The sequence below is a fragment of the Marmoricola sp. OAE513 genome (assembly GCF_040546585.1).
Classification (GTDB): domain Bacteria; phylum Actinomycetota; class Actinomycetes; order Propionibacteriales; family Nocardioidaceae; genus Marmoricola.
Genome location: NZ_JBEPOC010000001.1, coordinates 3,504,435 through 3,528,059, shown reverse-complemented (window position 1 = coordinate 3,528,059; position 23,625 = coordinate 3,504,435). Strand labels below are relative to the sequence as shown.

Here is a 23,625-nt window from a genome sequence, read left to right as displayed (position 1 = left end):
GCCCTCCGGTGCAAATCCGCACTCGGAGACAGCTGCAACGGGACGCCATGAGCGAAGGGGGTCCCTCAGATGGATCGCAGGAGAGTCCTACTGGCAGCAGCCGCGGTGATCGCAGCACTGGGCACGCTGATCGTCTTCCTGTACGTCCGCAACGCCGACAACCGGGCAGCGGACGCGTACAAGGCAGTTCCGGTCCTGAAGGCTGTGAAGCTGATCAACGCCGGGGAGAGCGTCGCCGACGCGCAGGCCGCCGGCAAGATCGAGGAGAGCACCGTCGGCGAGGGCGACCGCCTGCCCGACGCGCTGACCTCGCTCGACGCGATCAGCACCCAGATCGCGCAGACCGCGATCAACCCCGGTGAGCAGATCATCGGCACCAAGTTTGCCGCTGCCCCGGCCTCGACCAGCACGCTGGCGATCCCGAAGGGCCTGATGGCGGTCTCGGTGAACCTGACCGACACCGGTCGTGTGGCGGGCTTCGTGAACCCGGGCGACAAGGTCGTCATCTTCTCGGTCTCGGGCGAAGGTTCGCGCACGCTGCTGACCGACGTCCCGATCATCGGCGTCGGCACCACCACCGTCGTCGCCACCACGACGACGGACGAGAGCGGCGCGCAGACCACCGAGCAGCTGCCGCGCACGCTGTTCACGCTCGGCGTGAGCCAGCTCCAGGCGCAGAAGATCCTCTTCGCGACCTCCAGCTCCGAGCTCGCGTTCGGCCTGGTCAACAAGGACTCCGAGGTCAGCGCCGACCTGAAGGTCGACAACTCCAACCTCTTCAAGAAGTGACCGACTCTCCCGAAAGGTCGCACCATGCCTGTTCTTGTCGAACCTGACAGCAGCTGGGCCAGCGCGCTCGCGCCGGCACTCCCGCTGGGGACCCAGGTCGTCGCCGATGCGTCGCAGCTCGACGCCTGGCTGACCGAGCAGGGCAACGAGTACGTGGCCCTGCTCGGACCGAGCACCGATCTCGACACCGCGCTCGCGATCGGGGCGACTCTGCGTGCCACGCACCCGGCACTGGGCGTCGTCCTGCTGCGCACCGACCCCACCTCGGACGTGTTCCAGTCCGCGATGCAGGTCGGCGCGAGCGCCGTCGCCCGTGCCGACGACCTCGACCAGATCACCGCAGCCGTGGACCGCAGCCGGTCCACCTGGGAGGCCATCCGCGGCCCGGTCGGTGACGGCGGCAGCCGCGACGGCAAGGTGATCACGGTGTTCTCGCCGAAGGGCGGGGTCGGCAAGACCACGGTCTCGGTGAACCTGGCTCTGGCGCTGAGCAACCGGGGCGCCAAGGTCTGCCTGGTCGACCTCGACCTCGGCTTCGGCGACGTGGCCATCACCCTCCAGGTGATCCCGGACCACACCATCGCCGAGGCGATCGATGCCGAGGAGCACCTCGACTTCAGCCTCCTGGACACGCTGCTCACCCGGCACGACGGCCTGTCGATCCTGGCGGCTCCGACGCACCCGGACGCCAAGGAGCGGATCAGCCCGGCGCTGATCCTGCGGGTCCTGCGCATCCTCCGGGAGCAGTTCGACTACGTGGTCCTGGACACCTCGCCGTCGTTCGACGAGTACGTCCTGCACGCGTTCGAGGAGACCGACGAGTGCGTGCTCATCGCCACGCTGGACGTCCCGACCGTCAAGAACGTGAAGGTCGCGATCGAGACGCTCGACAACCTCGGCCTGGTCCCCAGCCACCGGCACCTGCTGCTGAACCGCGCGGACGACGAGGTCGGGCTCGCACCGTCGGTGGTCGAAGGGCTGCTCAAGATGAAGATCTCCACGTCGCTGCCGACCGCGCTCGCCGTGGCCAGCGCGACGAACAACGGGCGGCCGATCGTGGTCGGGAACCCGGACCACCCGGTCAGCAAGGCACTCCTCGGCCTGGCGGCCGAGCTGCACGGCGCAGGCAGCCGGACCTCGGCCCAGCACAACGGCGCAGGACCGGTCGAGCCGGCCAAGCGCAGCGTGTTCAGCCGGCTCAGGAAGTAAAGACCAAGCGTTAACCGACATTGGGGGCGGGGAGCATGAGCGAATTCCAAGATCGACTGGCACAGCTGCTGGGATCGACCGAGACCGGCGGAAAGCCTGCGGCGAACGGCGCCGAACCGACCGCGAGCGCGGCCGTGGCGCCGGCCCCGGCGGCACCTGCCCCGGCACCGGCCGCGACCCCGGCCCACGCGGCTCCGGCAGCACCGGCCCGGGTCCAGCGGGCAGCGGCGCCCGCCGCCCCGTCGGCGAAGCCCGCCACGTCGAACGGCGGATCGAACGGCGGTGCGCACGTGGGCGGCAGCCACCCCGCGACGGCGCGACCGCTGCTCCGATCGCGACGTCTCCCCCGCCGGCACCCACCCCGACGCCCACCCCGGCGCCGAGCCTGGGCTCCGGCGTCACCGGCACGCCCAGCAAGGGCAAGCCCGCCAAGGACCGGTTCGACGACCTCAAGGGCACGGTGCACGAGGAACTTCTCGTGCAGCTCGGTCCCAAGCTGTACGACGCCAACCTCAGCGCCACCGAGCTCGAGGCGATGGTCCGCCAGGCGCTGGCCGACGTGATGGCCGCCAGCGAGCGTCCGCTCACCGCCAACGACCGGCAGCGGATCACCCAGGAGATCGCCGACGACATCCTCGGCTACGGGCCGATCGAGCCGTACCTGCGTGACAGCAGCGTCGCCGAGGTCATGGTGAACGGGCCGTTCGACATCTGGCTCGAGCGCAACGGCAAGCTGGTCCGGGTCGACGGCACCTTCAACGACGAGGCCCACCTGCGTCGCACGATCGACAAGATCGTCTCCCGGATCGGTCGCCGGATCGACGAGGCCTCCCCGATGGTCGACGCCCGTCTGCCCGACGGCAGCCGTGTCAACGCGGTCGTCCCGCCGCTGGCGATCGACGGCAGCACGCTGACCATCCGGAAGTTCGCCGCCGACCCGCTCACCGTCGAGAACCTCATCGACTTCGGCTCGATGTCGCGCAAGACGGCCGACTTCCTCGACGCCTGCGTGCGCGGCCGTCTCAACGTGATCGTCTCCGGCGGTACCGGTGCCGGCAAGACCACCACGCTCAACGTGCTCTCCTCGTTCATCCCCTCCGACGAGCGGATCGTGACGATCGAGGACGCCGCTGAGCTGCAGCTCAAGCAGGACCACGTCGTGCGCCTGGAGTCGCGTCCCTCGAACATCGAGGGCAAGGGCGAGGTCAGCATCCGCGACCTGGTCCGGAACTCCCTGCGCATGCGGCCCGACCGCATCGTCGTCGGCGAGGTCCGTGACGCCTCGGCACTGGACATGCTCCAGGCGATGAACACCGGTCACGACGGCTCGATCTGCACGGTCCACTCCAACGGCCCGCGCGACACGCTGGCCCGGCTCGAGACCCTCGTCCTGATGGCAGGCATGGACCTGCCGATGCGCGCCATCCGCGAGCAGGTCGCCTCCGCGGTCGACGTGATCGTGCACCAGGCCCGCCTCAAGGACGGCACCCGCCGGATCACCCACGTCACCGAGGTGGAGCGGATGGAGGGCGACGTCATCACGCTGCAGGACATCTTCCTCTTCGACAACTCCGCCGGCTTCGACGCCGACGGCCGCAGCCTGGGCTCGCTGAAGGCGACCGGTCTGCGACCGAAGTTCCTGGAGAAGATGGCTCATGCCAACGTGACCGTCGACGCCCGCACGTTCATCCCGGAGTCGTCATGAGGAAGTCGGCCCGAAAGTCGGTGCTGCGCGTCCTCTCCGCCACCGCCGCGGTCGCCTTCGCGGTGCTGGTCCCGGCGGCCGCCACCGCAGCTGACGACGCCCGGATCGACCACTCCGAGAAGGCCGACGGCACGATCCGCCTGCTCGTCTCGGTGGACAGCGACGACAAGGTCGACCTCGACTCGGTCGACGTCTCGATCGGCGGCCAGAGCGCCGACGCGTCCGCCGTCCTGGCCGCGTCCAGCGACAAGGTCCGACGCACCACCGTGCTCGCGATCGACACCAGCAGCAGCATGTCCGGCACCCGCATCGCCGAGGCGCGCAAGGCGGCGCTGAAGTACCTGGACACCGTCCCGGCCAACGTCGAAATCGGCATCGTCACCTTCGACGACAAGGTCACCGTCCGGCAGACGCCGAGCCTGGACCGGAAGAAGTCGAAGTCGGTCATCAACGGCCTCGACCTGCACCCGGACACCTCGCTCTACGAGGGCGTGCAGACCGCCGTCAGCACGACCGGCGACTCCAACGGCCAGCGCCAGGTGCTGGTGCTCTCCGACGGCCTGGACAACACCGGCGCCGACCTGAAGCCCGTCCTGGACGCGGTGAAGGCCTCCGGCGTGAAGCTGGACGTGGTCTCCCTCGAGCAGGGCACCAAGGCTCCCGAGCCGCTCACCGAGCTGGTCGAGGCCGGTCGCGGCACGGTCATCTCGGCGGCCGACCCCAAGGCACTGACCGAGGCGTTCAGCACCGAGGCCGGCACGCTGGCCCGCCAGGTGCTGGTCACGGCGACCGTCCCCGCTGCGGTCAAGGACACCGACGCCACCGTCAAGGTCACCCTGGACGCCGGCGGCAGCAGCCACACCGCCGCTGCCTTCGTCTCGGTCCGGGAGCCGGACGCACCGACCGAGGCCGTGAACAAGGTCTCCGACGTCATCGACGGTTCGATGCCGATCTCGCAGCCGCTGATGTACGCCGCGGTGTTCGCGATGGGCATCGGCCTGGTCGGCGTCCTCTACATCGCCCTGGCCAAGCCGGCCGAGGCGAAGGTGCCGCTCGCGGACCAGATGCAGGTCTACACCGCGACCGAGCCTGCCGGCTCGAAGGTGACCCGGGCCTCGATCCGCGCCGAGCAGGACGCCGCGCGCAGCCTCGCCGAGCAGGCCCGTCAGGCAGCCGCCACCGTGCTGTCCAGCAACCAGGGCATCGAGGCCAAGATCGCCCTGCGGCTCGAGGGCGCCGGCTTCGCGCTGAAGTCCTCGGAGTGGCTGCTCATGCACGCCGGCATCGCCTTCGGCGCGGGTCTCGTCGGCCTGCTGATCACCGCAGGCAACCCGATCGCCCTGATCCTGTTCCTCGCGCTCGGTGCGATCGGTCCGTGGATCTACCTCGGCTTCCAGCGCTCACGACGGCTCAAGGCGTTCGGCACCAACCTGGCCGACACCCTGCAGCTGATGTCGGGCAGCCTCTCGGCCGGCCTGTCGCTGGCGCAGTCGATGGACACCATCGTGCGGGAGGGCACCGAGCCGATCACCTCGGAGTTCAAGCGAGCGATCGTGGAGAGCCGCCTCGGCGTACCGCTGGAGGACGCCCTGGAGGGTGTCGCCGAGCGGATGCAGAGCCGGGACTTCAAGTGGGTCGTGATGGCGATCCGGATCCAGCGCGAGGTCGGTGGAAACCTGGCCGAGCTGCTGCTCGCCGTCGCCAGCACGTTGCGCGAGCGGGAGTACCTGCGCCGCCACGTGCGCGCCCTGTCGGCCGAGGGCCGCTTGTCCTGCTGGATCCTCGGTGGTCTGCCGCCGGCGTTCCTGGCCTACCTGACGCTGTCCAAGCCCGACTACGTGCACCCGATGTACACCACACCGATCGGGTGGCTGATGTGCGCGGGCATGGCCGTGCTGCTCGGCGTCGGAATCCTGTGGATGTCCAAGGTCTCGAAGGTGGAGGTGTGAGATGAGCTCAGCCATGATGCTCCTCGGAGTCGGACTGATCTTCGGTGCCCTCGTCATCGTGATCGCGGTCCTGGCCCTGTCGCCCCGCGGCGACCTCGGCGTCAACCGGTCCATCGCCGTCCTGGAGGCGCTCACCTCGGCGCCGACCGAGATGAAGAAGGAGATCGACGCGTCGTTCACCGACCGCGTCCTGCTCCCCCTCCTCGCCAAGGCCCAGGGCCTCGGACGTCGGTTGACGCCGGCCGACGCAGGTGACCGGATCCACGAGAAGCTCGAGCTCGCCGGCAACCCGCGCGGTTGGACCGCCGACCGCGTCAGCGCCGGCAAGGTCGTCTGCTTCTTCGCGGCCCTGGTGGTCTCGCTGCTGCTGACCACCGTCATGGGCCTGGGCTTCCTACCCACCCTGGTCGCCGTGGTGGGTCTCTCGGTGGCCGGCTACATGGCACCGAACCTGTACCTGTACCAGCAGGCCTACGAGCGTGCGGAGCTCCTCCAGCGCGCCCTGCCCGACGCCATCGACCTGCTGACCATCTCGGTGGAGTCCGGCCTCGGCTTCGACGCCGCCGTGGCCCAGGTGGCCCGGAACACCGAGGGGCCGCTGGCCGAGGAGTTCTCCCGGATGCTGCAGGAGATGCAGATCGGTCGCGGGCGCACCGAGGCACTGCGCTCGCTCGCCGAGCGCACCAACCTGCCCGACCTGCGCTCGTTCGTCAGTGCGATGGTCCAGGCCGACTCGTTCGGTATCCCGATCGCGCAGGTGCTGCGGGTGCAGTCCTCGGAGATCCGGGTCAAGAAGCGCCAGTGGGCCGAGGAGATGGCGCAGAAGGTGCCCGTCAAGATCCTGGTCCCGCTGATCTTCTGCATCCTGCCGTGCCTGTTCATCGCGGTCCTCGGTCCGGCCGGGATCCAGATCATGGACAGCTTCTCGGGCACCGTGAAGTGACATGATCGCCGCGTGACCGATCTTCTCCGGGTGGCCGCGGCGGCCAGGGTCTTCACCCTCGCCGTCATCGCCTCGACCGCGCTCGTCGGGCAGGTCACCCTGGACGGGCTCTGGTTCGTCGCCGCGATCGCGGTGGCCGCCGGGACGGCGTCGCTCACCCGGCGCTTCCCGGACCGGCTGATCGTCCTCGCCGAGGGCGCAGCCACCGGGCTCGTCGCGATCTGGGCCTATCCCGACCACCAGGCGGCGATGCCCTACCTGGCGACGCCGGTGCTGATCGGGGGGATCGCCGCCGGCATCCGCTGGGTGGGCGCCGTCCTGGTCGCGGAGGCGATCGCCATGGGCCTGTCGGCGTGGTTGGTCCTGGGCCACTTCCACTCCGAGGTCGCCGGCACGGCGGTCACCTGGTTGACCACCGGGCTGGGCCTGGGACTGCTCGGCACCTTCACCCGGCGTACGGTCACCACGCCGTCCGCGGACGAGTCCTACCGCAGCGCACTGGGACTGATCCGTCAGCTGCGCGACCTCTCCGGCCAGCTCACCTCGGGCCTGGACCCGGTCGACCTCGCCGACCAGGCGATGGCGGTGGTCGCCGAGGAGGTCGTCGTCCGGCAGGCGGTCGTGGTGGTGCGCCACGGGGACGCCTTCACCCCGCTGCGGTACTCCACGGGAGCGGTCACCTTCCCGCTGGAGTCCTCCGACGTGCTGCTGCGCGAGTGCTGGCGGACCCAGCGCCCGACGTACGGCGGCACCCGGATCGCACTGCCGATGAGCAGCGGCGCCGAGAAGGTCGCGGTCGTCCTGATCGAGTGCCCGGCTCCCCCGGACCCCGCGGCGCTCGACCGGATCATCCGCCGGCTGCACAGCTCGGCCGTCCAGCTCAGCGCTGCCCTGCTGTTCACCAGCGTCCACGAGGCCGCGACCGCCGAGGAGCGTCGCCGGCTGGCCCGCGAGGTGCACGACGGCGTCGCGCAGGACGTGGCCTCCCTCGGCTACCTGGTCGACAACCTGGCCGCCTCGACGACCGACCCGGACCAGGCCGCGGGTGTCGCCCTGCTCCGCAAGGAGGTGACCCGGGTCGTCGGCGAGCTGCGCAACTCGGTGTTCGACCTGCGCAACGAGACAGCGCCGGGGCAGGGCCTCGGGGAGAGCATCGCGCTGTTCGCCCGGCACGTCGGGTCGCACTCACCGATGACGGTGCACGTGACCCTCGACGAGTCCTCGGTACGTCTGCGGCCTCTCGTCGAAGCCGAGCTGCTGCGCATCGCCCAGGAGGCGATCAACAACGCCCGACGGCACTCGGGCGGGAGCAACCTGTGGGTGCGGTGCCGGGTGCACCCGCCGTACGCCGAGATCGACGTCACCGACGACGGCACCGGACTGCAGTCGGCCCGAGCCGATTCCCACGGGATGCGCATCATGGAGGAGCGCGCCGAACGCGTCGGTGCCAGCCTCAGCGTCGAGTCCCCTGTGGGCGACGGACGAGGAACGCGGGTCTCCCTCCGGCTCGCCTAGGGCTGGACCGACTCCGCAGCAGTTACCCTGCACAGACCGAGAGGGGCGCACTTGACCACGTCAGTACTGCTGGTGGACGACCACGAGCTGATCCGCCACGGGCTCGCGATGGCGTTCGCCCGCGAGGCCGGGTTCGCCGTGGTCGGCGAGGCGTCCTCGATCGCCGAGGCCCAGTCCACCGTCAGCGCACTCGCGCCGGACGTCGTCGTGGTCGACCTGCGGCTCCCCGACGGCTCCGGGCTCGACCTGGTGCGCTCCCTGCGCAAGGAGCGCAACGAGCTCGGCATCGTCGTGCTCACCATGTACGCCGGGGACGAGCAGATCTTCGCCGCGATGGACGCCGGCGCCTCGGCTTTCGTCGGCAAGGACTCCCCCAGCGGAGAAGTGATCGCCGCCGCCCGGCACGCCGCCGTGTCCCCCCGCAGCTTCACCTGCGCGGGGCTCCCCGAGGCGATGATGCGACGGATGTCGTCCTCGACGCCGCGGCTCTCGGACCGCGAGCGTCAGGTCCTCGACCTGCTCGCGGACGGCCTGGGCGTGGCGACCATCGCGGCCAACCTGTACATCAGCGAGTCGACGGCGAAGACCCACATCGCCAAGGTCTACGAGAAGCTGGGCGCCGGGAACCGCGCCCAGGCCCTCGTCTCCGCGATGCGGATGGGCCTGATCGACGCCACCCCGCCGCCCCAGTAGTCACCTCTCCGACCTGCGGCATACCAGGGTCCCGACCTCGACGAGGGACCTTTCAGGACCATCGTCCTTTCGTGGCCCGACGCATGACCCGTTATGACTATATGGTTCAAACCGGACATATCATCCCCAAAGCATCGTTTCCTGCCATAGTTGGACACATCGAAGGGGCGCCCGTGGCGGTAGCCCTGGACCACAAGGGGAGGGAAACCCAATGCTCGAGTTCTTCCGCACCATGATGCCCAGCAGGCGCAACGAGGACGGCGCGTCCGCCGTCGAGTACGGCCTGCTGATCGCGGGCATCGCCGCGCTCATCGTCGCCATCGTCTTCGTCCTCGGCGGTGTCATCCGTGACGCCTTCGACGACACCTGCAAGACCGTGTCCAACCAGGGCAACGCGTCCGGCACCGCGACCTGCAGCTGATCACTCCAAACACACACCACATCTCGAAAGGAACCACCATGCTTGAGTACTTCCGCAACCTGATGCCCAGCAAGCGCAACGAGGACGGCGCGTCCGCCGTCGAGTACGGCCTGCTGATCGCCGGCATCGCCGCGCTCATCGTCGCCATCGTCTTCGTCCTCGGCGGTGTCATCCGTGACGCCTTCGACGACACCTGCTCGACCGTGAAGCAGGGTGGCAGCTCCACCGCAGCCACCTGTAGCTGACCGGACCGCTGGGCTGCACCGCCCAGCAGCACGACTGGGGGATCGGGCCGCAACACCGCGAGGTGTTGCGGCCCGAGTGCTGTTTTCGCCCCTACTCCCCCACGCGCTCGAAGAGCCGCGCCAGGCCGACGCGCTGCAGCACCGTCGGGTGCGAGCCGAACCAGAACTGGCTGACCCGCGGTGGCGTCGGGTCTGCGAGCGACTTCAACGTCAGCTGCCGCTGCATCTGCACGAACGTGTCGGGATCGCCGGTCGCCTCGAGCGAGGTCAGGTCGGCGCGCGCCTCGACCGCGCGGCTGATCGTGTTCTGCACCGGGCTCGCGACGAACGCGCCGACAGCGGCGAGCGCGAGCACCAGCGGGATCACCCGAGGATCGCCCGGCCCGTCGGCACCCGCTCGGTCCAGCAGCCGCCGACGCGACAGCAGCCAGCCGAGCAGTCCGATCCCCGACGCCGACCCGACGGCACCGAGGACCGTGCCGACCAGGACGTCGTCGTGCTTGGCGTGACCGAGCTCGTGGGCGACGATCACCTCGGTCTCGGCCCGCGGCAGGTCGGTGAGCACGTTGTCGTAGAGCACCACCCGCCGGGTGCTGCCGAAGCCCGAGACGTACGCGTTCAGGGTCGTCGTACGGCGTGACGCGTCCGCGACCAGGACGTCGTCGATCGGCACCTTCTCCTTCTCCGCCAGGGCGAAGATCTCGGTGCGCAGCCGGCCGTCGGGCAACGAGGTGAAGTCGTTGAAGAGCGGCTCGACGACGACCGGGTAGACGAAGGAACCGATCATCGCCAGGCAGGCGCCGGCCGCGGCCGCCCAGGCGGGCCAGGTGCGAGGCGCCCTGCGCGCGATCGCCAGGACGACCAGCACCCCGATCGCGGTGAACGCCCACGCCACGCCCGTGCCGATCAGCCCGTCGAGCAGCCAGCTCCCCCAACCCTGCGAGCTCAGACCCTCGCTGCGCGCCACCTGCTGTCCCCGCGCCGAGAGCGGGAGCTGGGCCACCCAGACGATGACGGTGAGGACACCGGTGGCGAGCAGCACCTGGGTCCACCAGGGACCGGGCATCCGCTGCACGATCCTGCTCCCCCGCTTACTCAGCCCGAGCCACAGCGAGACGCCGAGCCCGATCGCCAGGTTGGCCCAGCTGGGCAGCCGGAACATCCACCCGACGTGCTCGTTGTGCTCGATCTGCGCCTTCGTGAAGACCGAGTCGTCCGCGACCGCGTGTACGTGCTCACCCGGGAACCAGTGCCACGGCACGAGCACGACGGCCAGGACCACGAAGACCGCCCCGGCGAGGGCGGCGACGACCAGGCCCGTGCGGGCACCGGTCGGCGAGTCCTGCTCCATGACGGTCAGCCTGCCACGCGACCTGAAGAGGGCCTGCAGGACCCGGTCCGACCGATCAGCGTGCGAGCGTGCGCAGGTCGGCCCGCCACCGCTGCACGAACGCGGCCTCGGTCGTCCCGAGGACCGAGCCGAAGGCCTCCGGGGTCTTCGTGCCGTCGTTCACGGCGTCGTAGAACGCGATCAGCTTCGCCTCGCCGTACGCTCGCGCCAGGAACCGGTTCGCGAGCCACGCCTCCTCGTACGTCGCCCCGAGCCCACCGGCTGTCGGGCTCAGGTCGTCGTCGGTCGGGAGGGTGTCGGGGAGGCCGTCGGTGCGGATCCGCTTCAGGATCTGCGCGGCGGCGGTCCGCACGCCGATCCCCGAGTGCGCCAGCGCCACGTAGTCGGCGAATCCCTCGAGCAGCCAGGTCGGCATGTCCGCGAACGTGGCTCCGGTGGCGACGTGCGTCGACTCGTGGCTCATCACCACCTGGGCACCTCGACGTCCGATCGTGTCGAACACCGCCGGGTTCAGGAACACGTGCACCGGCGAGCCCGCGTCGAGCGAGCCGTCGACGCTGGCGGTGACGGCGGCGATGTTCGCGTACTGCGCCCGGGGTGCGCCGAGCGCGCGGTCGAACTCCTGCTCGTCAGCAGCCTGCTCGACCACCAGCCGTCCGCGCCAGCGCGGCAGCACCTTGTCGACGTCCGCGACCGCGCGCTGCGCGAGCGCGGAGGCGCGCTCGCCGGAACCGTCGCGGGTCAGCACCAACGTGCGGCCGACCGCGACCGCCTTGACCGGACCGGCGAGCCACAGCGGCGTTCGCCCGTCCGCCGAACCGATCTCCGCGATCTTCACGCCCTCCCCGTCGGGGGCGAAGCTGAAGGTCGTCTCGACGTCCGTCGACCCGGTGTCCCAGCCGTCGAGCCGGTAGGAGACGGCGACGGTCGCCTGCCAGGTCTCCGGGCCGTCGGCGGTCCCGGCGACCGCGGTGGCCGGGATGTCGGCGACGTAGCGCACGGACAGGTCGACCAGGTCTAGTCGCTCGATGTTGGCCACGGCTGCGTCCAGCCGGTCGGCGAGCTCGGGGACCGCCAGCGCCTCGGCGGCGGGAGCGTCGCCGGCACGCAGCGCCGACTCGAGGTCGCCCAGGGTCTGCTGCGCAGCGGCTTCCCGTGCCTCGGAGCTGTCGGTCGCCGCGGTCGGCGGCGTGATGCTGGTGTCGTCGGAGCAGCCGACCAGGGTCAGCGAGCAGACCAGTCCGATGACGACTGCAGCGGCGAACCTGCGTGCCCGCCGGGGTCGATCAGCCAGGGCGGACGGCGCCGACGTACGGCATCGAGTGCAGCGGGCTGACCCGGACGCCGGCGCTCGGGTTGGCGGCGTGCACGATCAGTCCGTTGCCCAGGTACATGCCGACGTGGCTCACCGGGCTGTAGTAGAAGACCAGGTCGCCGGGCTGGAGGTCGCCCTCGGAGACTCGCAGACCGGAGCCGGTCTGGGCCCGCGAGGAGTGCGGCAGGCCGACGCCGGCCGAGCCCCAGGCGCGCATCGTGAGGCCGGAGCAGTCGAACGAGCTCGGACCGGCTGCGCCGTAGACGTACCGCTTGCCGACCTGGGCGAGCGCGTACCGGAGGGCCACCGCGGCCTTGCCCGAACCGTCGAACGTCGGGATCGAGCCCGAGTAGTCACCACCGAGGAGCTTGGCGCGCGCCTGCGCCTCGAGGTCGTCGAGCAGGTCCTGGGCCTTCGCGGCCTTCTTGTCGATCTGCTTCTTCTCGGCACCCATCTGCTTCTGCAGCGCCTTGAGGCGGGTCGCCTCGGCCTGGACGGCCTTCTTGCGCAGCTTCAGCCGGTCGAGCTGGGTGCTGTAGTCCTCGATCACCTGGCCGCGCTGGCTGTTGTACGCCGAGACCGCGTTCAGGTTGTCGAGGAAAGCGTCGGGGTTGTTCGACAGCACCAGCTGCGAGGTCGTCGAGAGGGCGTTGCCCTGGAACTGCTCGACCACCAGCGCGGCGACCTGCTCGCGCATGGAGTCGACCTTGACCTGCTGGCGGCGGAGGTCGGAGTTGAGCGCGGTCAGCTTGGTCTGGGTGCGGGCGACCTTGACCTTCGCGTCGTTGTACCGCTCGGAGGCGGCCTCGGCCTGGCGGTCGAGCTTCTCGACCTGCTTCTTGACCGTCTTGAGGTCCGGTTTGGCGCTCGCGGACTCAGAACCCGTGACGCCGACGGCGACCACGAGGAGTGCAGCGAGCAGGGCGATCAGGGTCGCCACGACAGTGGCGGTGCGTTTCCGGCCGTGAAGCACGAGCGGACGGTCTCCTCTTTGTCGAACGCTTACCAGGTGAGCTGACGGATTCGGGCGCAAAGATCGCCCTACCAGCGCGCGGACAACAGGTCACCCCACGGTCGTTGCACCGGATTCACCCCATGAAGATGTGGTTCCCCGGCTCCGGTTCACGCTCTCCGAGAAGCGCGACGACGGATTCAGCGCGGCCCCTGAACCACCTGGTCAGTGGCTCGTGCAGGGACCTGAGCCATAGACGATAAACGAACGGTAACGACGTGCCAAACCTGGGCCCCATGTCGCCGTGTGTTTCGGAACACGTCCGCCACTCCTGCCCCAGGGGTCACTTCCGGCGCAGAGGAAACGGCCAGCCCCTACGCCGACTCGATGTGCCGACCGTCCACCGGCGTGACCATCCGCAAGGGTGGGATCAGCCCGGAGTCGGCGAGCACCGACAGCGCCTGCTGCTCGTCGGCGTCGAAGCTGAGCTCGGGGGGCGGCCCCAGCAGGACCGTCACGACGCAGTCGTGGCACGACAGGCCACGGACCAGGCAGGTGTCGCAGTCGACGTGCACGCTCATCGGTTCTCTCCTTCTCGTTCCGCGTTCTGCGGTCGAGAAGAAGACTCGCACCGACCTCCGACACATCCGGAGGAGGCGGGTCTCAGGCCCCGGGCGTTCCCGTCGGGTCAGCGTCGTTGCGGTCGACCAGCTCGATCGCGTCGTCACGGCCGCACCAGCGGCAGGTCACCGACTCCACCGACTCCTCGCGCAGCTCGGTCTGCTCGACGTCGTGGTCCCCGGCGAGGTCGAAGTGCCAGAACTCCGTCGTACGGCGGGTGCGGGTGAGGTCGAAACGGGTGAGGTTGCCGCAACCGCCGCAACGCCAGCGCTGGGTGGGTCCGGGAAGGGCGATGCTCACGGGTGACTCCTCGTTGGTGTGGTGGAACCGGGCGAGTCTAGTGCGCGCGTCGGACCCGTTTGTGTCGGCGGTCTTTCCTACGGTCGTCCCATGACCGCAGCGCACCTCGACCCCGCGTCGTCGCGGTGGGCTGCACAGATGAGCTTCGACGAGCTCGGGCGTCCCCTGCGCGACCTGACCTTCTGCGTCGTCGACCTCGAGACCACCGGCGCAGCCGTCTCCCAGGGCGCGATGATCACCGAGATCGGCGCGGTGAAGGTGCGCGGTGGCGAGATCCTCGGTGAGTTCCAGACCCTGGTGAACCCGCACTCCGCGATCCCTCCGTTCATCGCCGTGCTCACCGGGATCACCAACTCGATGGTGGCCTCGGCTCCCCCGATCGACTCGGCGCTGCCGGCCTTCCTGGAGTTCGCCCGCGGCTGCGTCCTCGTCGCGCACAACGCCCCGTTCGACGTCGGCTTCCTCAAGCACAACGCCGAGACGCTGGGGTACGCGTGGCCGAAGTTCGAGGTGCTCGACACCGCCCGGCTGGCGCGCCGGGTGGTCACCCGCGACGACGCCCCGAACTGCAAGCTCAGCTCGCTGGCCGTCGCGTTCGGTGCCACCACGACGCCCAACCACCGGGCCCTCTCGGACGCCCGGGCGACCGTGGACGTGCTGCACGGGCTCTTCGAACGGCTCGGCAGTCTCGGTGTCTACACGATCGAGGAGCTGCAGACCTTCACCTCGCGGGTGACCTCGGCGCAGCGGCGCAAGCGGCACCTGGCCGAGGACCTTCCGCACGCACCCGGGGTCTACCTCTTCCGCGACGACCGCGACCGGGTGCTGTACGTCGGCACGTCCCGCGACCTGCGCACCCGGGTGCGCTCGTACTTCACGGCCTCGGAGACCCGCTCGCGGATGGGCGAGATGGTCGGCATCGCGACCCGCGTCGAGGGCATCGAGTGCGCGACGCCGCTGGAGGCCGAGGTCCGCGAGCTACGGCTGATCGCGCAGCACAAGCCGCGCTACAACCGCAAGAGCCGGTTCCCCGAGAAAGTGCACTGGCTCAAGCTGACCAACGAGGTGTGGCCCCGGCTGTCCCTGGTGCGCCAGGTGCTCGACGACGACGCCGACTACTTCGGTCCGTTCAGCTCGCGCAAGCGCGCCGAGAAGTCGCTCGCCGCCCTGCACGAGACCTTCCCCGTCCGGCAGTGCAGCGGCCGGCTGCCCGCTACCCCGTCGAGATCGGCCTGCGTGCTCGCCGAGATGGGTCGGTGCCTGGCCCCGTGCGACGGCAGCACCGACCTGGACACCTACGCCGAGATGGTCGCCGAGCTCCGCGACAACCTGTTGCACCGCGCCGACGAGGTGGTCGAGGCGATCTCGCACCGGATGGACGCCCTCAGCGCGGGCGAACGGTTCGAGGACGCCGGCGTCCACCGCGACCGGCTCTCGGCGTTCCTGCGCGCCGCGTCCCGCACCCAGCGTCTGCGCGCCCTGACGCGCTGTGCCGAGGTGGTAGCGGCCCGTCGCGAGGACAGCGGCCTCTGGGCCGTGCACGTCATCCGCCACGGTCGGCTGGCCGGCGCCGGGGTGATCCCGGTCGACGCCCATGCCGGGGAGTATGTGGAGCAGCTGCGCCTCTCCTCCGAGACGGTGGGCCGGGGCCTCGGTCCCACGCCGGCGGCCACCGCCGAGGAGACGGAGAAGGCGCTGCGCTGGTTGGAGAGTCCCGGTGTCCGGCTGGTGCGGGTCGACGGCGAGTGGTCGTGCCCGGTCCGCGGCGCCGGCAAGCACCTCGCGCTGCACGACGCCGTCGAGGAGTCCCGTCAGGGGCTCGCCCCGTTCGACGAGCGCAGGTCGATGCCGACCTTCCACCAGCCGGCGCGGTGAGGAGTAGGTTGCAGCCATGATCACCGCCATCGTCTTCGTGAAGGCAGACGTCAACCGCATCCCCGAGGTCGCCGAGGAGATCGCTGCCCTCGACGGTGTCACCGAGGTGTACTCGGTGACCGGCACGATCGACCTGATCGCGATGGTCCGCGTCCGTGACCACGACGCCGTCGCCACGACGATCGCCGACAAGCTCAACAAGGTCGCCGGCGTGCTCGAGACCGAGACCCACATCGCCTTCCGCGCGTACAGCCAGCACGACCTGGAGTCGGCGTTCTCCCTCGGCCTCGACTGACCGGAGCCGGGCCGCATAGCCCGAATTGACTAGTCGCCCGCGCCTTTCGGCCTGAATAGGGCGTTTCAGACCGAATGTTTCGCTATGTCCCTTTTATCCACCTCCGTTCTGATGGACGATCAGGTCAGTGCCTGGGGTGTCAAAGGGGAGGTCAACTCATGGCGATGGACGATGTCTGGGTCATCGTGCCGATGTTCAACGAAGCCACCACGGTGGCCGAGGTCATCGGCACGCTGCACACGGAGTTCAGCAACGTCCTCTGCGTCGATGACGGCAGCCACGACGGTTCGGACCTGATCGCGCGTGCGGCCGGCGCCACCGTCCTGCGGCACGCGGTCAACCAGGGTCAGGGCGCCGCACTGCAGACCGGATTCGACCACGTCCTGCGCGCCACCGACGGTGCCTACGTCGTCACCTTCGACGCCGACGGCCAGCACCTGGTCTCGGACGCGGTCCGGATGGTCGAGGAGGCTCGCAGCACCGCGTGCAACGTGGTGCTCGCCTCGCGCTTCACCGGCACGACGACCCGGATGCCGGCAGCGCGCCGCCTCGTGCTCAAGGCCGGGCTCGCCTTCACCCGCTGGACGTCCAAGCTCGAGGTCACCGACACCCACAACGGCCTGCGCGTGCTCGACCGGCTGACCCTGACCCGGATCCGGCTGACGATGCCGCGGATGGCCTACGCCAGCGAGCTGCTCTCGGCGATCGTGCCGAACGGACTGACCTACACCGAGGTGCCGACGACGGTGATCTACACCGAGTACTCGCGCGGCAAGGGGCAGACCAACATCAACGCGATCAACATCCTCTTCGACCTCGCGGTCCGACGTCTGCGGGCGATCTGATGCTGATCAAGGTCCTGCTCATCGGCGGCACCCTGACATTCGGGTTCCTGACCCTGCGCGAGCGTCGTCCCGCCACCCACCAGGCCGTCCGCCGGATCGCGCTGCTCGCGCTCGTGCCGCTCGGCGTCGTCGCGGTCGCGTTCCCGGAGACGACCGTCTGGGCGGCCCACCTCGTCGGCGTCCAGCGGGGCACGGACCTGCTGCTCTACACCTTCGTGATGACGTTCCTGTTCACCACGATGGCCTGCTACCAGCGGCTGCACCACGTCGAGAACCAGCTGGTCGAGCTGACCCGTGAGCTCGCGCTCGCCGAGCAGCGCGAACGCGTTCGATGAGCGCACGCCTCCGCACCACCGTGCTGGCCGGCGTCGGCTTCCTGGCGCTCCAGCTCGGGTGGATCCTCTGCGTCGCGCCGAACTACGGCATCGACGAGTTCGACCACTCCTACCGGGCGAGCTCGGTGGCGCTCGGCCACTGGGAGGCCGGGAGCGAGCAGGTCTCGGCCGATCTCGGCCGGGGTGACCTGATCCCGGTACGTGCGGACGTCGCCGAGGCCGCTCGGGCCGCGTGCGAGGCACGGCCCTACACGCGCACCTTCAACTGCCGTCCGTACGAGACGCTCGCGAACGGCGAGGTCATGCTCGCCAGCGGGGCCTCGCGCTACAACCCGGTGTTCTACGGGCTCGTCGGCACCCTGGCAGCACCGTTCCACGGCACCGCGAACCTGTACGCGATGCGGCTGGTGACCGCCCTCCTGGGGTGTGCCCTCTTCATGATGACGATCTGGCTGACCCTCGCCGGCGCGCGTACCGTCTGGCCCCTGGTCGCCGGCCTCGTCGCAGCGCTGCCCACCACGGTCTACTCGACCGCCGTGGCCACGCCGAACGGGCTCGAGATGCTTGCCGGCCTGGCTGCGTGGGTGGCCCTCCTCGCTCTCGTCGCGCCGCGCGGCGACCAGCGGCGCACCCCGTCGTACGCCGCCCTCGCGGTCGCGTCCGCCGTGCTCGCCAACACGCACACCCTCGGGCTGCTCTGGCTCGGCCTCATCGTGGTGGCGGTCGCGGTCGTCCACGGCCCGGTGGTCACCGCTCGCGCGCTCCTGCCCCGGGGCGGACGCGAGATCGCGATCGGCCTGGCCACCGGGGTTGCCATCGGGTTCGAGATCGCCTGGGTGCTGCTCTCCGGCGTGAACAGCCCGTCCGCGGAACGCGCGATCTTCCTCGGGAACCCGTGGAGCGCCGTCGCCCGAGGGATCGTGCTCTGGCCGCTCCAGGCGATCGGCGCCTTCCCGATGCGCGACGAGCACGCTCCGGCCCTGGTCTACGCGGTCCTGCTCCTGGTGCTGGTCGGGATGACGGTCCTCGCCGTGCTCCGCCGTGCAGGAGGAGGTCGGGTACTGCTCGGCATCGGCTTCGTCGCCCTGGTCTCGTTCGCCGTGCCCGCCTCGCTGACCGTCATCTCCTTCCACCAGGTCGGCGGCGCGTGGCAGGGGCGCTACGGGATGCCGTTCACCGTCGGGCTCATCGTGCTCACCGGGTACCTGCTCGACACCGACGCGCGACCGTTCCCGCAGGCCAGGTTCGCTGCACCCGCGGTCGCCGTCGGCCTCGTCGCCGTCCAGCTGCTCAGCCAGTGGCACGTGATGGCCGGGCAGCGCGCCAAGCACGCCCTGGTCGAGGCGACGCACTGGTCCCCACCGTCGGCGCTGCTGCTGATCGCGCTCGCCGCCGTCGCCCTCGGCTGCTGGGTGCGCGCCACCTCGACGCGCCCTGCCCCGATCTCGCCCGAGCCCGCTCGAGCGGAACCCGTCCTGATGGAGGCGAACCGATGATCGACGTCCTGCTGCCGTTCTACGGCGACCCCGACATGATGCGCCAGACCGTGGCCAGTGTCCGGGCGCAGACCTCGAGGGACTGGCGCCTGGTCGTCGTCGACGACGGCTACCCGGACCCGACGATCGCGACGTGGTTCGCCGACCTGGGCGACGACCGGATCGAGTACCACCGCAACGAGGAGAATCTCGGCGCGAACCTCAACTACATGAAGGCACTCAGCCTCGCCTCCGCCGAGTACGTCGTGGTGATGGGCGCCGACGACCTGATGAAGACGCGGTACCTGGCTGACCTCGAGCGGGCGATCGCAACGTTCCCCGGCGTGGCCATCATCGAGACCGGCGTCGAGATCATCGACGAGACCAACCGGGTGGTGCGGCCGCTCGTCGACCGGGTCAAGAGCCGGCTGACCCCGAGCGTCGAGGGTCCGCGTGAGCTGTCCGGCGAGTCGTTGATGGTCTCGCTGCTCCGCGGCAACTGGACCTACTTCCCCAGCCTGTGCTGGCGGCGGGACGTGATCGAGCAGATCGGTTTCCGTCCCGACTTCCACGTCGTCCAGGACCTCGGTCTGCTCCTGGACGTGCTCCGCGGCGGAGGGTCGATGGCGCTCTGCCCGGAGGTCGCGTTCCAGTACCGGCGGCACACCAGCAGCGACTCGTCGCTGAAGACCCTGACCGGCGAGCGGTTCGCCGAGGAGCGGCACTACTTCCGGACGATCGCCGACGAGCTCGGCTCCCAGGGGCTGGTCCGGGCCGAGCGTGCGGCTCGGCGACACCTGACGTCGCGCCTGCACGCCGCCGCTCTCGTGCCGTCCGCGCTGTCGGCGCGCAAGCCGGCTGCGGCCCAGGGGCTGCTCCGCCACGCCCTCGCCAAGGGCTGAGGAGTACGACGCCCTGTCGGGTTAGTGTCGGATCATGATCCGCGCGTCGCTCGTCAACGAGTCCTCGTGAGCTGGCTCGACGCGATCGGCTGGACCGGATCGGCGCTGCTCGTCTACTCCGTCATGCAGGCCCGGGTGCTGCGCTTCCGGGTGCTCAACCTCGCCGCGTGCGTCGTGCTGACCGGCTACAACGCCACGCTCGAGATCTGGCCGATGGTCGCGATGAACGTCGCACTGATGGCGATCAACCTCTGGCACATCCGGAACCTGACCAGCACGCGCCACGACACCGAGACGTACGTCGTGCTCGAGGTCGGCGGGCAGGACGACTACCTGCGGCACGTGCTCCGCGTGCACGAGCCGGACATCCTCACCTTCCAGCCCGACCTGGTCTGGGACGGCGCCGACGAGGACAACCGGGCCTTCATCGTGCAGCGCGGTGACGAGACCGTCGGGGTGGTGCTGCTACGCATCGACGGCCCTCGGGCGACCGTGCTGCTGGACTACGTCACCCCCAAGTACCGCGACTTCTCCCCCGGCCGGTTCGTGTGGCTGCAGAGCGACATGTTCGTCGGACGCGGGGTGACCACCGTGACGACGTCACCGAGCATGGTCGGGGCGTACTACGAGAAGGTCGGTTTCACCGCCCTGGCAGACGGGTCCTTCGAGCTGGCGGTCCCGAACGACGCTACGCGGAAGCCGCGCTGACCCAGCGGTCCAGCGTGGCCTGGGCCGCGCCGGAGTCCAGGGCTTCGTCGGCGCGCGCGATGCCGGCCGCGACCCGCTCCTCCAGCGTCCCGGCGTCGTCGGCGTGGATCGCGAGGGCGGCGCCGGCGTTGAGCACGACCGCGTCCCGTACCGGGCCGCGCTCGCCGGCCAGGAGCCGGCGTACGACGTCGGCGTTGAAGGCGGCGTCCTGACCGCGCAGGCTCTCCGCGGTGCCGGGCGCGATGCCGAGCCGGGTGGGGTCGAGGGACTCCTCGACCACCTCGCCCGCGCGCACGGTCCATACCCGGGAGGTCGTGGTGGTGGTCAGCTCGTCGAGCCCGTCGTCACCGCGGAACACCCACGCGTCGACACCCCGACGCGCGAACACACCGGCCATCACCGGGGCCATCCGCGGGTCAGCGCACCCGATCGCCTGGGCGGCCGGCTTCGCGGGGTTCGCGATCGGGCCGAGGAAGTTGAAGGTCGTGCCGATGCCGAGCTCGCTGCGCGCGACAGCGGCGTGACGCAGAGCCGGGTGGAAGGCTGCGGCGAAGCAGAAGGTGATGCCTGCCTCGGCGGCCACGCGCGCGACGGCGTCGACCGGCAGGTCCAGCCGGATGCCGAGGAGCTCGAGCACGTCAGCACTGCCCGCCTTGCTGGAGGCCGACCGGTTGCCGTGCTTGACGACGGTGACCCCGGCTCCCGCTGCCACGATCGCCGCCATCGTCGAGATGTTCACCGAGAAGGAACGGTCCCCGCCCGTCCCGACGATGTCGAGGGTCCGACCCTCGACGTTCAGGGGTGCGGCGTGCTCGTACATCGCATCGACGAGTCCCTGCATCTCCTCGACCGTCTCCCCCTTGGAGCGCAGCGCGACCGCGAAACCGGCGATCTGCACCGGGGTGGCGGCGCCGAGGAGGATCTCGCCCATCGCCCAGCTCGTCTGGTCGACCGACAGGTCGTGGCCCCCGACGAGCGCGGTCAGGACCTCGGGCCAGGTGCGGCCCGTCTGCCCGCTCACCGGGTCAGGCTTCGGCGGGGACCCGCGAGCGCAGCAGACGGATGACCGTCTCCGCGAGCTCGATCGGGTCCAACGGGTGCGACACCGCCGCCTCGGCGCGCGACCAGGTGGCCAGCCAGTTGTCCTGCGGCCGACCGGTGAGCACCAGCGCCGGCGGGGCCTGGTAGATCTCGTCCTTCATCTGGCGCGCGATGCCCAGGCCACCGGCCGGGGTCGCCTCGCCGTCGAGGATCGCGAGGTCGATCGTGCCCGAGTCGAGCTGCTGCCAGACCACCGGCTCGGTCGCCACCTCGACGTACTCCAGCTCCGGCAGGTCGGGGTGGACCCGCCGACCCAGACCCAGGATGACCTGGGAGCGGACGTCGGAGTCGTCGCTGTAGACGAGGACACGCAGTGCGGGGGTGTTCGCAGTCACACCGAGAACCTTACTAGTCCGGGTCGGCGGACGCCGCGAGGCGTTCCAGCCGGTCGAGACGGCGGTCCTCCCGTTCGGCCTCCTTCATCGAGGCGCGGACCCACTGCACGAAGAGGACGGCGAAGAAGATCAGTCCGATCAGGTCGCCCGAGCTCCACAAGATCCCGCCTGCGGTGTGCTGGTCGTCGAGCGGTTCGGGCAACCAGGTCAGGGTCCGGTGCAGGTCGGGGTACCAGTCCCCGCCGATCAGGCTGCTCTGTCCCATGATCGTGATCCCCAGGAAGGCGTGGAACGGCAGCGTCAGCACGACCACGAGCATCCGCGCCGGGTAGCCGATCCGACCCGGGAGCGGGTCGATCCCCATCAGCGGCCAGAAGAAGAGCGCGCCGACGGCGACCAGGTGGAAGTGCATCATGTCGTGCTGGAACGTCGAGTGCAGCGTGGCCTCGTACCACCCGGTGAAGTAGAGCGCCCACGGGCTGACGACGTACAGGGCGAGGGTGAGGGGTGCGAAGGAGAGCACCTTCGCGACTCGCGAGTGCAGCACCGCGAGCAGCCAGGCCCGCGGTCGCGGGGGCAAGGTGCGCAGGGCCAGCGTCACCGGGGCGCCCAGGGCGAGGAAGAGCGGCACCACCATCCCCAGCAGCATGTGCTGGACCATGTGCACGCTCAGCAGCGTGGTGTCGTAGGCGCCGATTCCCGAGGACGTCGCGACGTAGAAGGTGCCCATGCCGCCGAGGACGAATGCCAGCGTCCTCCCCACCGGCCACCGGTCACCCCGGTTGCGCAGGGTCCACACCCCGAGCAGGTACAGGCCGGCGACCCAGATCGTGACGATGAACGGGATCGGGTCGATCCCCCACGCGGTGAACACGCTCGACGCGGTGAAACGGGGCAGATCGGACGTCGCTGCGGGCGCGGCGAGCAGCGCAGACGCAGGGACGAGGGCGGGCGTGAGGGGCACCTTGACAGGGTAGAAGGTGGCCCGATCACGTGAGTCACACCACCCCCACCCGCTCCATCCCCAGTGCCCGTCGGGAAACACGTGTCTAAAACAGGGGGTCGGGGTGGCAGCACGCTCGGGTAACGACATAATGGCCGCGTGGCGACAGCATCTGCGATCCCAGCATCCCGACTGCACGGGCACCATGACCGACCGAGCATGGTCAGCGTAGGAACCATCATCTGGCTCTCGAGCGAGCTGATGTTCTTCGCGGCACTGTTCGCGGCGTACTTCACCATCCGGGCCGTGAGTCCCGACCTGTGGGCGGAGTCGACGGCGGACCTGAACGTGCCCTTCGCGTCGACGAACACGTTCATCCTGGTGGCGTCCTCGGTGACCTGCCAGCTCGGCGTCTTCGCCGCGGAGCGCGGTCAGGTGGCCCGCACCGGCGCCCTCCTGAACCTCAAGCTGTGGGGTCTGCGCGAGTGGTTCGTGCTCACCTACGTGATGGGCGCGATCTTCATCGGCGGCCAGGCGTTCGAGTACACCGAGCTGATCCACGAGGGTGTCACCATCCCGGCCAACGGCTACGGGACGATGTTCTACCTGACCACCGGCTTCCACGGCATCCACGTGACCGGCGGCCTCATCGCCTTCCTCTTCGTCCTCGGACGAACACTCGTCGCACGTCGCTTCACCCACGAGCAAGCGGTCACCGCCATCGTCGTGTCCTACTACTGGCACTTCGTCGATGTCGTCTGGATCGGCCTGTTCGCGACCATCTACATCATCAAGTAAGCCTG

25 protein-coding genes and 1 riboswitch are annotated in these 23,625 nt (G+C 69.9%); of the genes, 17 read left to right on the top strand and 8 right to left on the bottom strand.

All coding sequences use genetic code 11. The annotated features are described in order from the left end of the window. Positions 1 to 105 precede the first annotated feature (105 nt). The 9 genes from cpaB to ABIE44_RS17585 all read left to right on the top strand — a co-directional run bounded on the left by cpaB (position 106) and on the right by ABIE44_RS17585 (position 9,469). A complete protein-coding gene (gene cpaB / locus ABIE44_RS17625) occupies positions 106 to 789 on the top strand; it encodes a Flp pilus assembly protein CpaB (RefSeq protein WP_209714509.1) in 684 nt (227 codons plus the stop codon). A 24-nt stretch (positions 790 to 813) separates the two neighbouring features. Continuing rightward, entirely contained in the window at positions 814 to 1,998 is a 1,185-nt protein-coding gene (locus ABIE44_RS17620) for a CpaE/TadZ family protein (RefSeq protein ID WP_209714511.1), read from the top strand. A gap of 478 nt (positions 1,999 to 2,476) precedes the next feature. Beyond that, positions 2,477 to 3,703, top strand: coding sequence for a TadA family conjugal transfer-associated ATPase (locus tag ABIE44_RS17615; RefSeq protein WP_354438256.1), 1,227 nt, complete (start codon positions 2,477 to 2,479; stop codon positions 3,701 to 3,703). After that, positions 3,700 to 5,652 (top strand): type II secretion system F family protein, encoded by a 1,953-nt coding sequence (locus tag ABIE44_RS17610; protein ID WP_209714515.1) that lies wholly within the window; start codon positions 3,700 to 3,702, stop codon positions 5,650 to 5,652. Before ABIE44_RS17615 ends, ABIE44_RS17610 begins: the two co-directional genes overlap by 4 nt. Before the next feature lies 1 nt (position 5,653). Beyond that, positions 5,654 to 6,595: a type II secretion system F family protein gene (locus ABIE44_RS17605; protein ID WP_209714517.1), complete on the top strand. Its 942-nt coding sequence runs from the start codon at positions 5,654 to 5,656 to the stop codon at positions 6,593 to 6,595. A gap of 12 nt (positions 6,596 to 6,607) precedes the next feature. Next, on the top strand, positions 6,608 to 8,110 hold the full coding sequence (locus ABIE44_RS17600; RefSeq protein ID WP_209714519.1) for a sensor histidine kinase: 1,503 nt from the start codon (positions 6,608 to 6,610) through the stop codon (positions 8,108 to 8,110). Between the two features lie 51 nt (positions 8,111 to 8,161). Then, positions 8,162 to 8,803: a response regulator gene (locus ABIE44_RS17595; protein ID WP_209714521.1), complete on the top strand. Its 642-nt coding sequence runs from the start codon at positions 8,162 to 8,164 to the stop codon at positions 8,801 to 8,803. Between the two features lie 211 nt (positions 8,804 to 9,014). Next, positions 9,015 to 9,224, top strand: a complete 210-nt coding sequence (locus tag ABIE44_RS17590) for a Flp family type IVb pilin (protein ID WP_209714524.1) — start codon at positions 9,015 to 9,017, stop codon at positions 9,222 to 9,224. A 38-nt stretch (positions 9,225 to 9,262) separates the two neighbouring features. Then, positions 9,263 to 9,469, top strand: a complete 207-nt coding sequence (locus tag ABIE44_RS17585) for a Flp family type IVb pilin (protein WP_209714526.1) — start codon at positions 9,263 to 9,265, stop codon at positions 9,467 to 9,469. 91 nt (positions 9,470 to 9,560) lie between these two features. Here the strand turns inward: ABIE44_RS17585 and ABIE44_RS17580 are convergent, their stop codons facing one another. From ABIE44_RS17580 to ABIE44_RS17560, 5 genes are all read right to left on the bottom strand, one after another. Beyond that, a complete protein-coding gene (locus ABIE44_RS17580) occupies positions 9,561 to 10,820 on the bottom strand; it encodes a M48 family metallopeptidase (protein WP_209714528.1) in 1,260 nt (419 codons plus the stop codon). A 55-nt stretch (positions 10,821 to 10,875) separates the two neighbouring features. Further along, positions 10,876 to 11,859, bottom strand: a complete 984-nt coding sequence (locus ABIE44_RS17575) for a hypothetical protein (RefSeq protein ID WP_209714530.1) — start codon at positions 11,857 to 11,859, stop codon at positions 10,876 to 10,878. Positions 11,860 to 12,106: 247 nt separating this feature from the next. Next, positions 12,107 to 13,075 (bottom strand): C40 family peptidase, encoded by a 969-nt coding sequence (locus ABIE44_RS17570; RefSeq protein ID WP_209714532.1) that lies wholly within the window; start codon positions 13,073 to 13,075, stop codon positions 12,107 to 12,109. A gap of 44 nt (positions 13,076 to 13,119) precedes the next feature. Next, a riboswitch (cyclic di-AMP (ydaO/yuaA leader) is annotated at positions 13,120 to 13,303 on the bottom strand. A gap of 158 nt (positions 13,304 to 13,461) precedes the next feature. Next, positions 13,462 to 13,668 carry a hypothetical protein gene (locus ABIE44_RS17565; protein WP_209714534.1) on the bottom strand — a complete coding sequence of 69 codons (207 nt, stop codon included), beginning with the start codon at positions 13,666 to 13,668 and terminating at the stop codon, positions 13,462 to 13,464. A gap of 82 nt (positions 13,669 to 13,750) precedes the next feature. Further along, complete coding sequence (locus ABIE44_RS17560; RefSeq protein ID WP_209714536.1) at positions 13,751 to 14,008, bottom strand: hypothetical protein; 258 nt, start codon at positions 14,006 to 14,008, stop codon at positions 13,751 to 13,753. Positions 14,009 to 14,098: 90 nt separating this feature from the next. On the opposite strand from ABIE44_RS17560, the gene ABIE44_RS17555 reads away from it, so the two are divergent. The 7 genes from ABIE44_RS17555 (at position 14,099) to ABIE44_RS17525 (ending at position 20,443) form a co-directional block, all read left to right on the top strand. Beyond that, entirely contained in the window at positions 14,099 to 15,883 is a 1,785-nt protein-coding gene (locus tag ABIE44_RS17555; RefSeq protein WP_209714538.1) for a DEDD exonuclease domain-containing protein, read from the top strand. A gap of 16 nt (positions 15,884 to 15,899) precedes the next feature. Continuing rightward, positions 15,900 to 16,178 carry an Lrp/AsnC family transcriptional regulator gene (locus ABIE44_RS17550; protein WP_209714540.1) on the top strand — a complete coding sequence of 93 codons (279 nt, stop codon included), beginning with the start codon at positions 15,900 to 15,902 and terminating at the stop codon, positions 16,176 to 16,178. Positions 16,179 to 16,336: 158 nt separating this feature from the next. Then, entirely contained in the window at positions 16,337 to 17,023 is a 687-nt protein-coding gene (locus tag ABIE44_RS17545) for a glycosyltransferase family 2 protein (protein ID WP_209714543.1), read from the top strand. Continuing rightward, the gene (locus tag ABIE44_RS17540) at positions 17,023 to 17,358 is read left to right on the top strand and encodes a DUF2304 domain-containing protein (RefSeq protein WP_209714544.1); all 336 of its coding nucleotides are present in this window, start codon (positions 17,023 to 17,025) and stop codon (positions 17,356 to 17,358) included. Before ABIE44_RS17545 ends, ABIE44_RS17540 begins: the two co-directional genes overlap by 1 nt. Next, entirely contained in the window at positions 17,355 to 18,854 is a 1,500-nt protein-coding gene (locus tag ABIE44_RS17535; RefSeq protein WP_209714546.1) for a DUF2142 domain-containing protein, read from the top strand. The genes ABIE44_RS17540 and ABIE44_RS17535 overlap by 4 nt, the downstream gene beginning before the upstream one ends. Beyond that, positions 18,851 to 19,735 (top strand): glycosyltransferase family 2 protein, encoded by an 885-nt coding sequence (locus tag ABIE44_RS17530; protein WP_209714549.1) that lies wholly within the window; start codon positions 18,851 to 18,853, stop codon positions 19,733 to 19,735. Before ABIE44_RS17535 ends, ABIE44_RS17530 begins: the two co-directional genes overlap by 4 nt. 66 nt (positions 19,736 to 19,801) lie before the next feature. Then, a complete protein-coding gene (locus ABIE44_RS17525) occupies positions 19,802 to 20,443 on the top strand; it encodes a hypothetical protein (protein ID WP_209714551.1) in 642 nt (213 codons plus the stop codon). On the opposite strand, the gene trpD is transcribed toward ABIE44_RS17525, so the two are convergent. The 3 genes from trpD to ABIE44_RS17510 are packed head-to-tail and all read right to left on the bottom strand — an operon-like array spanning position 20,424 to position 22,843. Next, a complete protein-coding gene (gene trpD, locus ABIE44_RS17520) occupies positions 20,424 to 21,464 on the bottom strand; it encodes an anthranilate phosphoribosyltransferase (RefSeq protein ID WP_209714553.1) in 1,041 nt (346 codons plus the stop codon). The two genes, ABIE44_RS17525 and trpD, sit on opposite strands and share 20 nt — an antisense overlap. A 4-nt stretch (positions 21,465 to 21,468) precedes the next feature. Further along, positions 21,469 to 21,879 carry an Rv3143 family two-component system response regulator gene (locus ABIE44_RS17515; protein ID WP_209714555.1) on the bottom strand — a complete coding sequence of 137 codons (411 nt, stop codon included), beginning with the start codon at positions 21,877 to 21,879 and terminating at the stop codon, positions 21,469 to 21,471. A gap of 13 nt (positions 21,880 to 21,892) precedes the next feature. After that, positions 21,893 to 22,843 (bottom strand): cytochrome c oxidase assembly protein, encoded by a 951-nt coding sequence (locus tag ABIE44_RS17510; RefSeq protein ID WP_354438253.1) that lies wholly within the window; start codon positions 22,841 to 22,843, stop codon positions 21,893 to 21,895. A 198-nt stretch (positions 22,844 to 23,041) separates the two neighbouring features. On the opposite strand from ABIE44_RS17510, the gene ctaE reads away from it, so the two are divergent. Beyond that, positions 23,042 to 23,620 (top strand): aa3-type cytochrome oxidase subunit III, encoded by a 579-nt coding sequence (ctaE, locus tag ABIE44_RS17505; protein ID WP_502912746.1) that lies wholly within the window; start codon positions 23,042 to 23,044, stop codon positions 23,618 to 23,620. The last annotated feature ends 5 nt before the right edge of the window (positions 23,621 to 23,625 follow it).

Coding starts and splice junctions, on each gene's coding strand:
- ABIE44_RS17620 (WP_209714511.1), top strand. CDS start 814: ATGCCTGTTCTTGTCGAACCTGACAGCAGCTGGGCCAGCGCGCTCGCG.
- ABIE44_RS17610 (WP_209714515.1), top strand. CDS start 3,700: ATGAGGAAGTCGGCCCGAAAGTCGGTGCTGCGCGTCCTCTCCGCCACC.
- ABIE44_RS17605 (WP_209714517.1), top strand. CDS start 5,654: ATGAGCTCAGCCATGATGCTCCTCGGAGTCGGACTGATCTTCGGTGCC.
- ABIE44_RS17590 (WP_209714524.1), top strand. CDS start 9,015: ATGCTCGAGTTCTTCCGCACCATGATGCCCAGCAGGCGCAACGAGGAC.
- ABIE44_RS17585 (WP_209714526.1), top strand. CDS start 9,263: ATGCTTGAGTACTTCCGCAACCTGATGCCCAGCAAGCGCAACGAGGAC.
- ABIE44_RS17580 (WP_209714528.1), bottom strand. CDS start 10,820: ATGGAGCAGGACTCGCCGACCGGTGCCCGCACGGGCCTGGTCGTCGCC.
- ABIE44_RS17565 (WP_209714534.1), bottom strand. CDS start 13,668: ATGAGCGTGCACGTCGACTGCGACACCTGCCTGGTCCGTGGCCTGTCG.
- ABIE44_RS17555 (WP_209714538.1), top strand. CDS start 14,099: ATGACCGCAGCGCACCTCGACCCCGCGTCGTCGCGGTGGGCTGCACAG.
- ABIE44_RS17550 (WP_209714540.1), top strand. CDS start 15,900: ATGATCACCGCCATCGTCTTCGTGAAGGCAGACGTCAACCGCATCCCC.
- ABIE44_RS17545 (WP_209714543.1), top strand. CDS start 16,337: ATGGCGATGGACGATGTCTGGGTCATCGTGCCGATGTTCAACGAAGCC.
- ABIE44_RS17540 (WP_209714544.1), top strand. CDS start 17,023: ATGCTGATCAAGGTCCTGCTCATCGGCGGCACCCTGACATTCGGGTTC.
- ABIE44_RS17535 (WP_209714546.1), top strand. CDS start 17,355: ATGAGCGCACGCCTCCGCACCACCGTGCTGGCCGGCGTCGGCTTCCTG.
- ABIE44_RS17530 (WP_209714549.1), top strand. CDS start 18,851: ATGATCGACGTCCTGCTGCCGTTCTACGGCGACCCCGACATGATGCGC.
- ctaE (WP_502912746.1), top strand. CDS start 23,042: ATGGTCAGCGTAGGAACCATCATCTGGCTCTCGAGCGAGCTGATGTTC.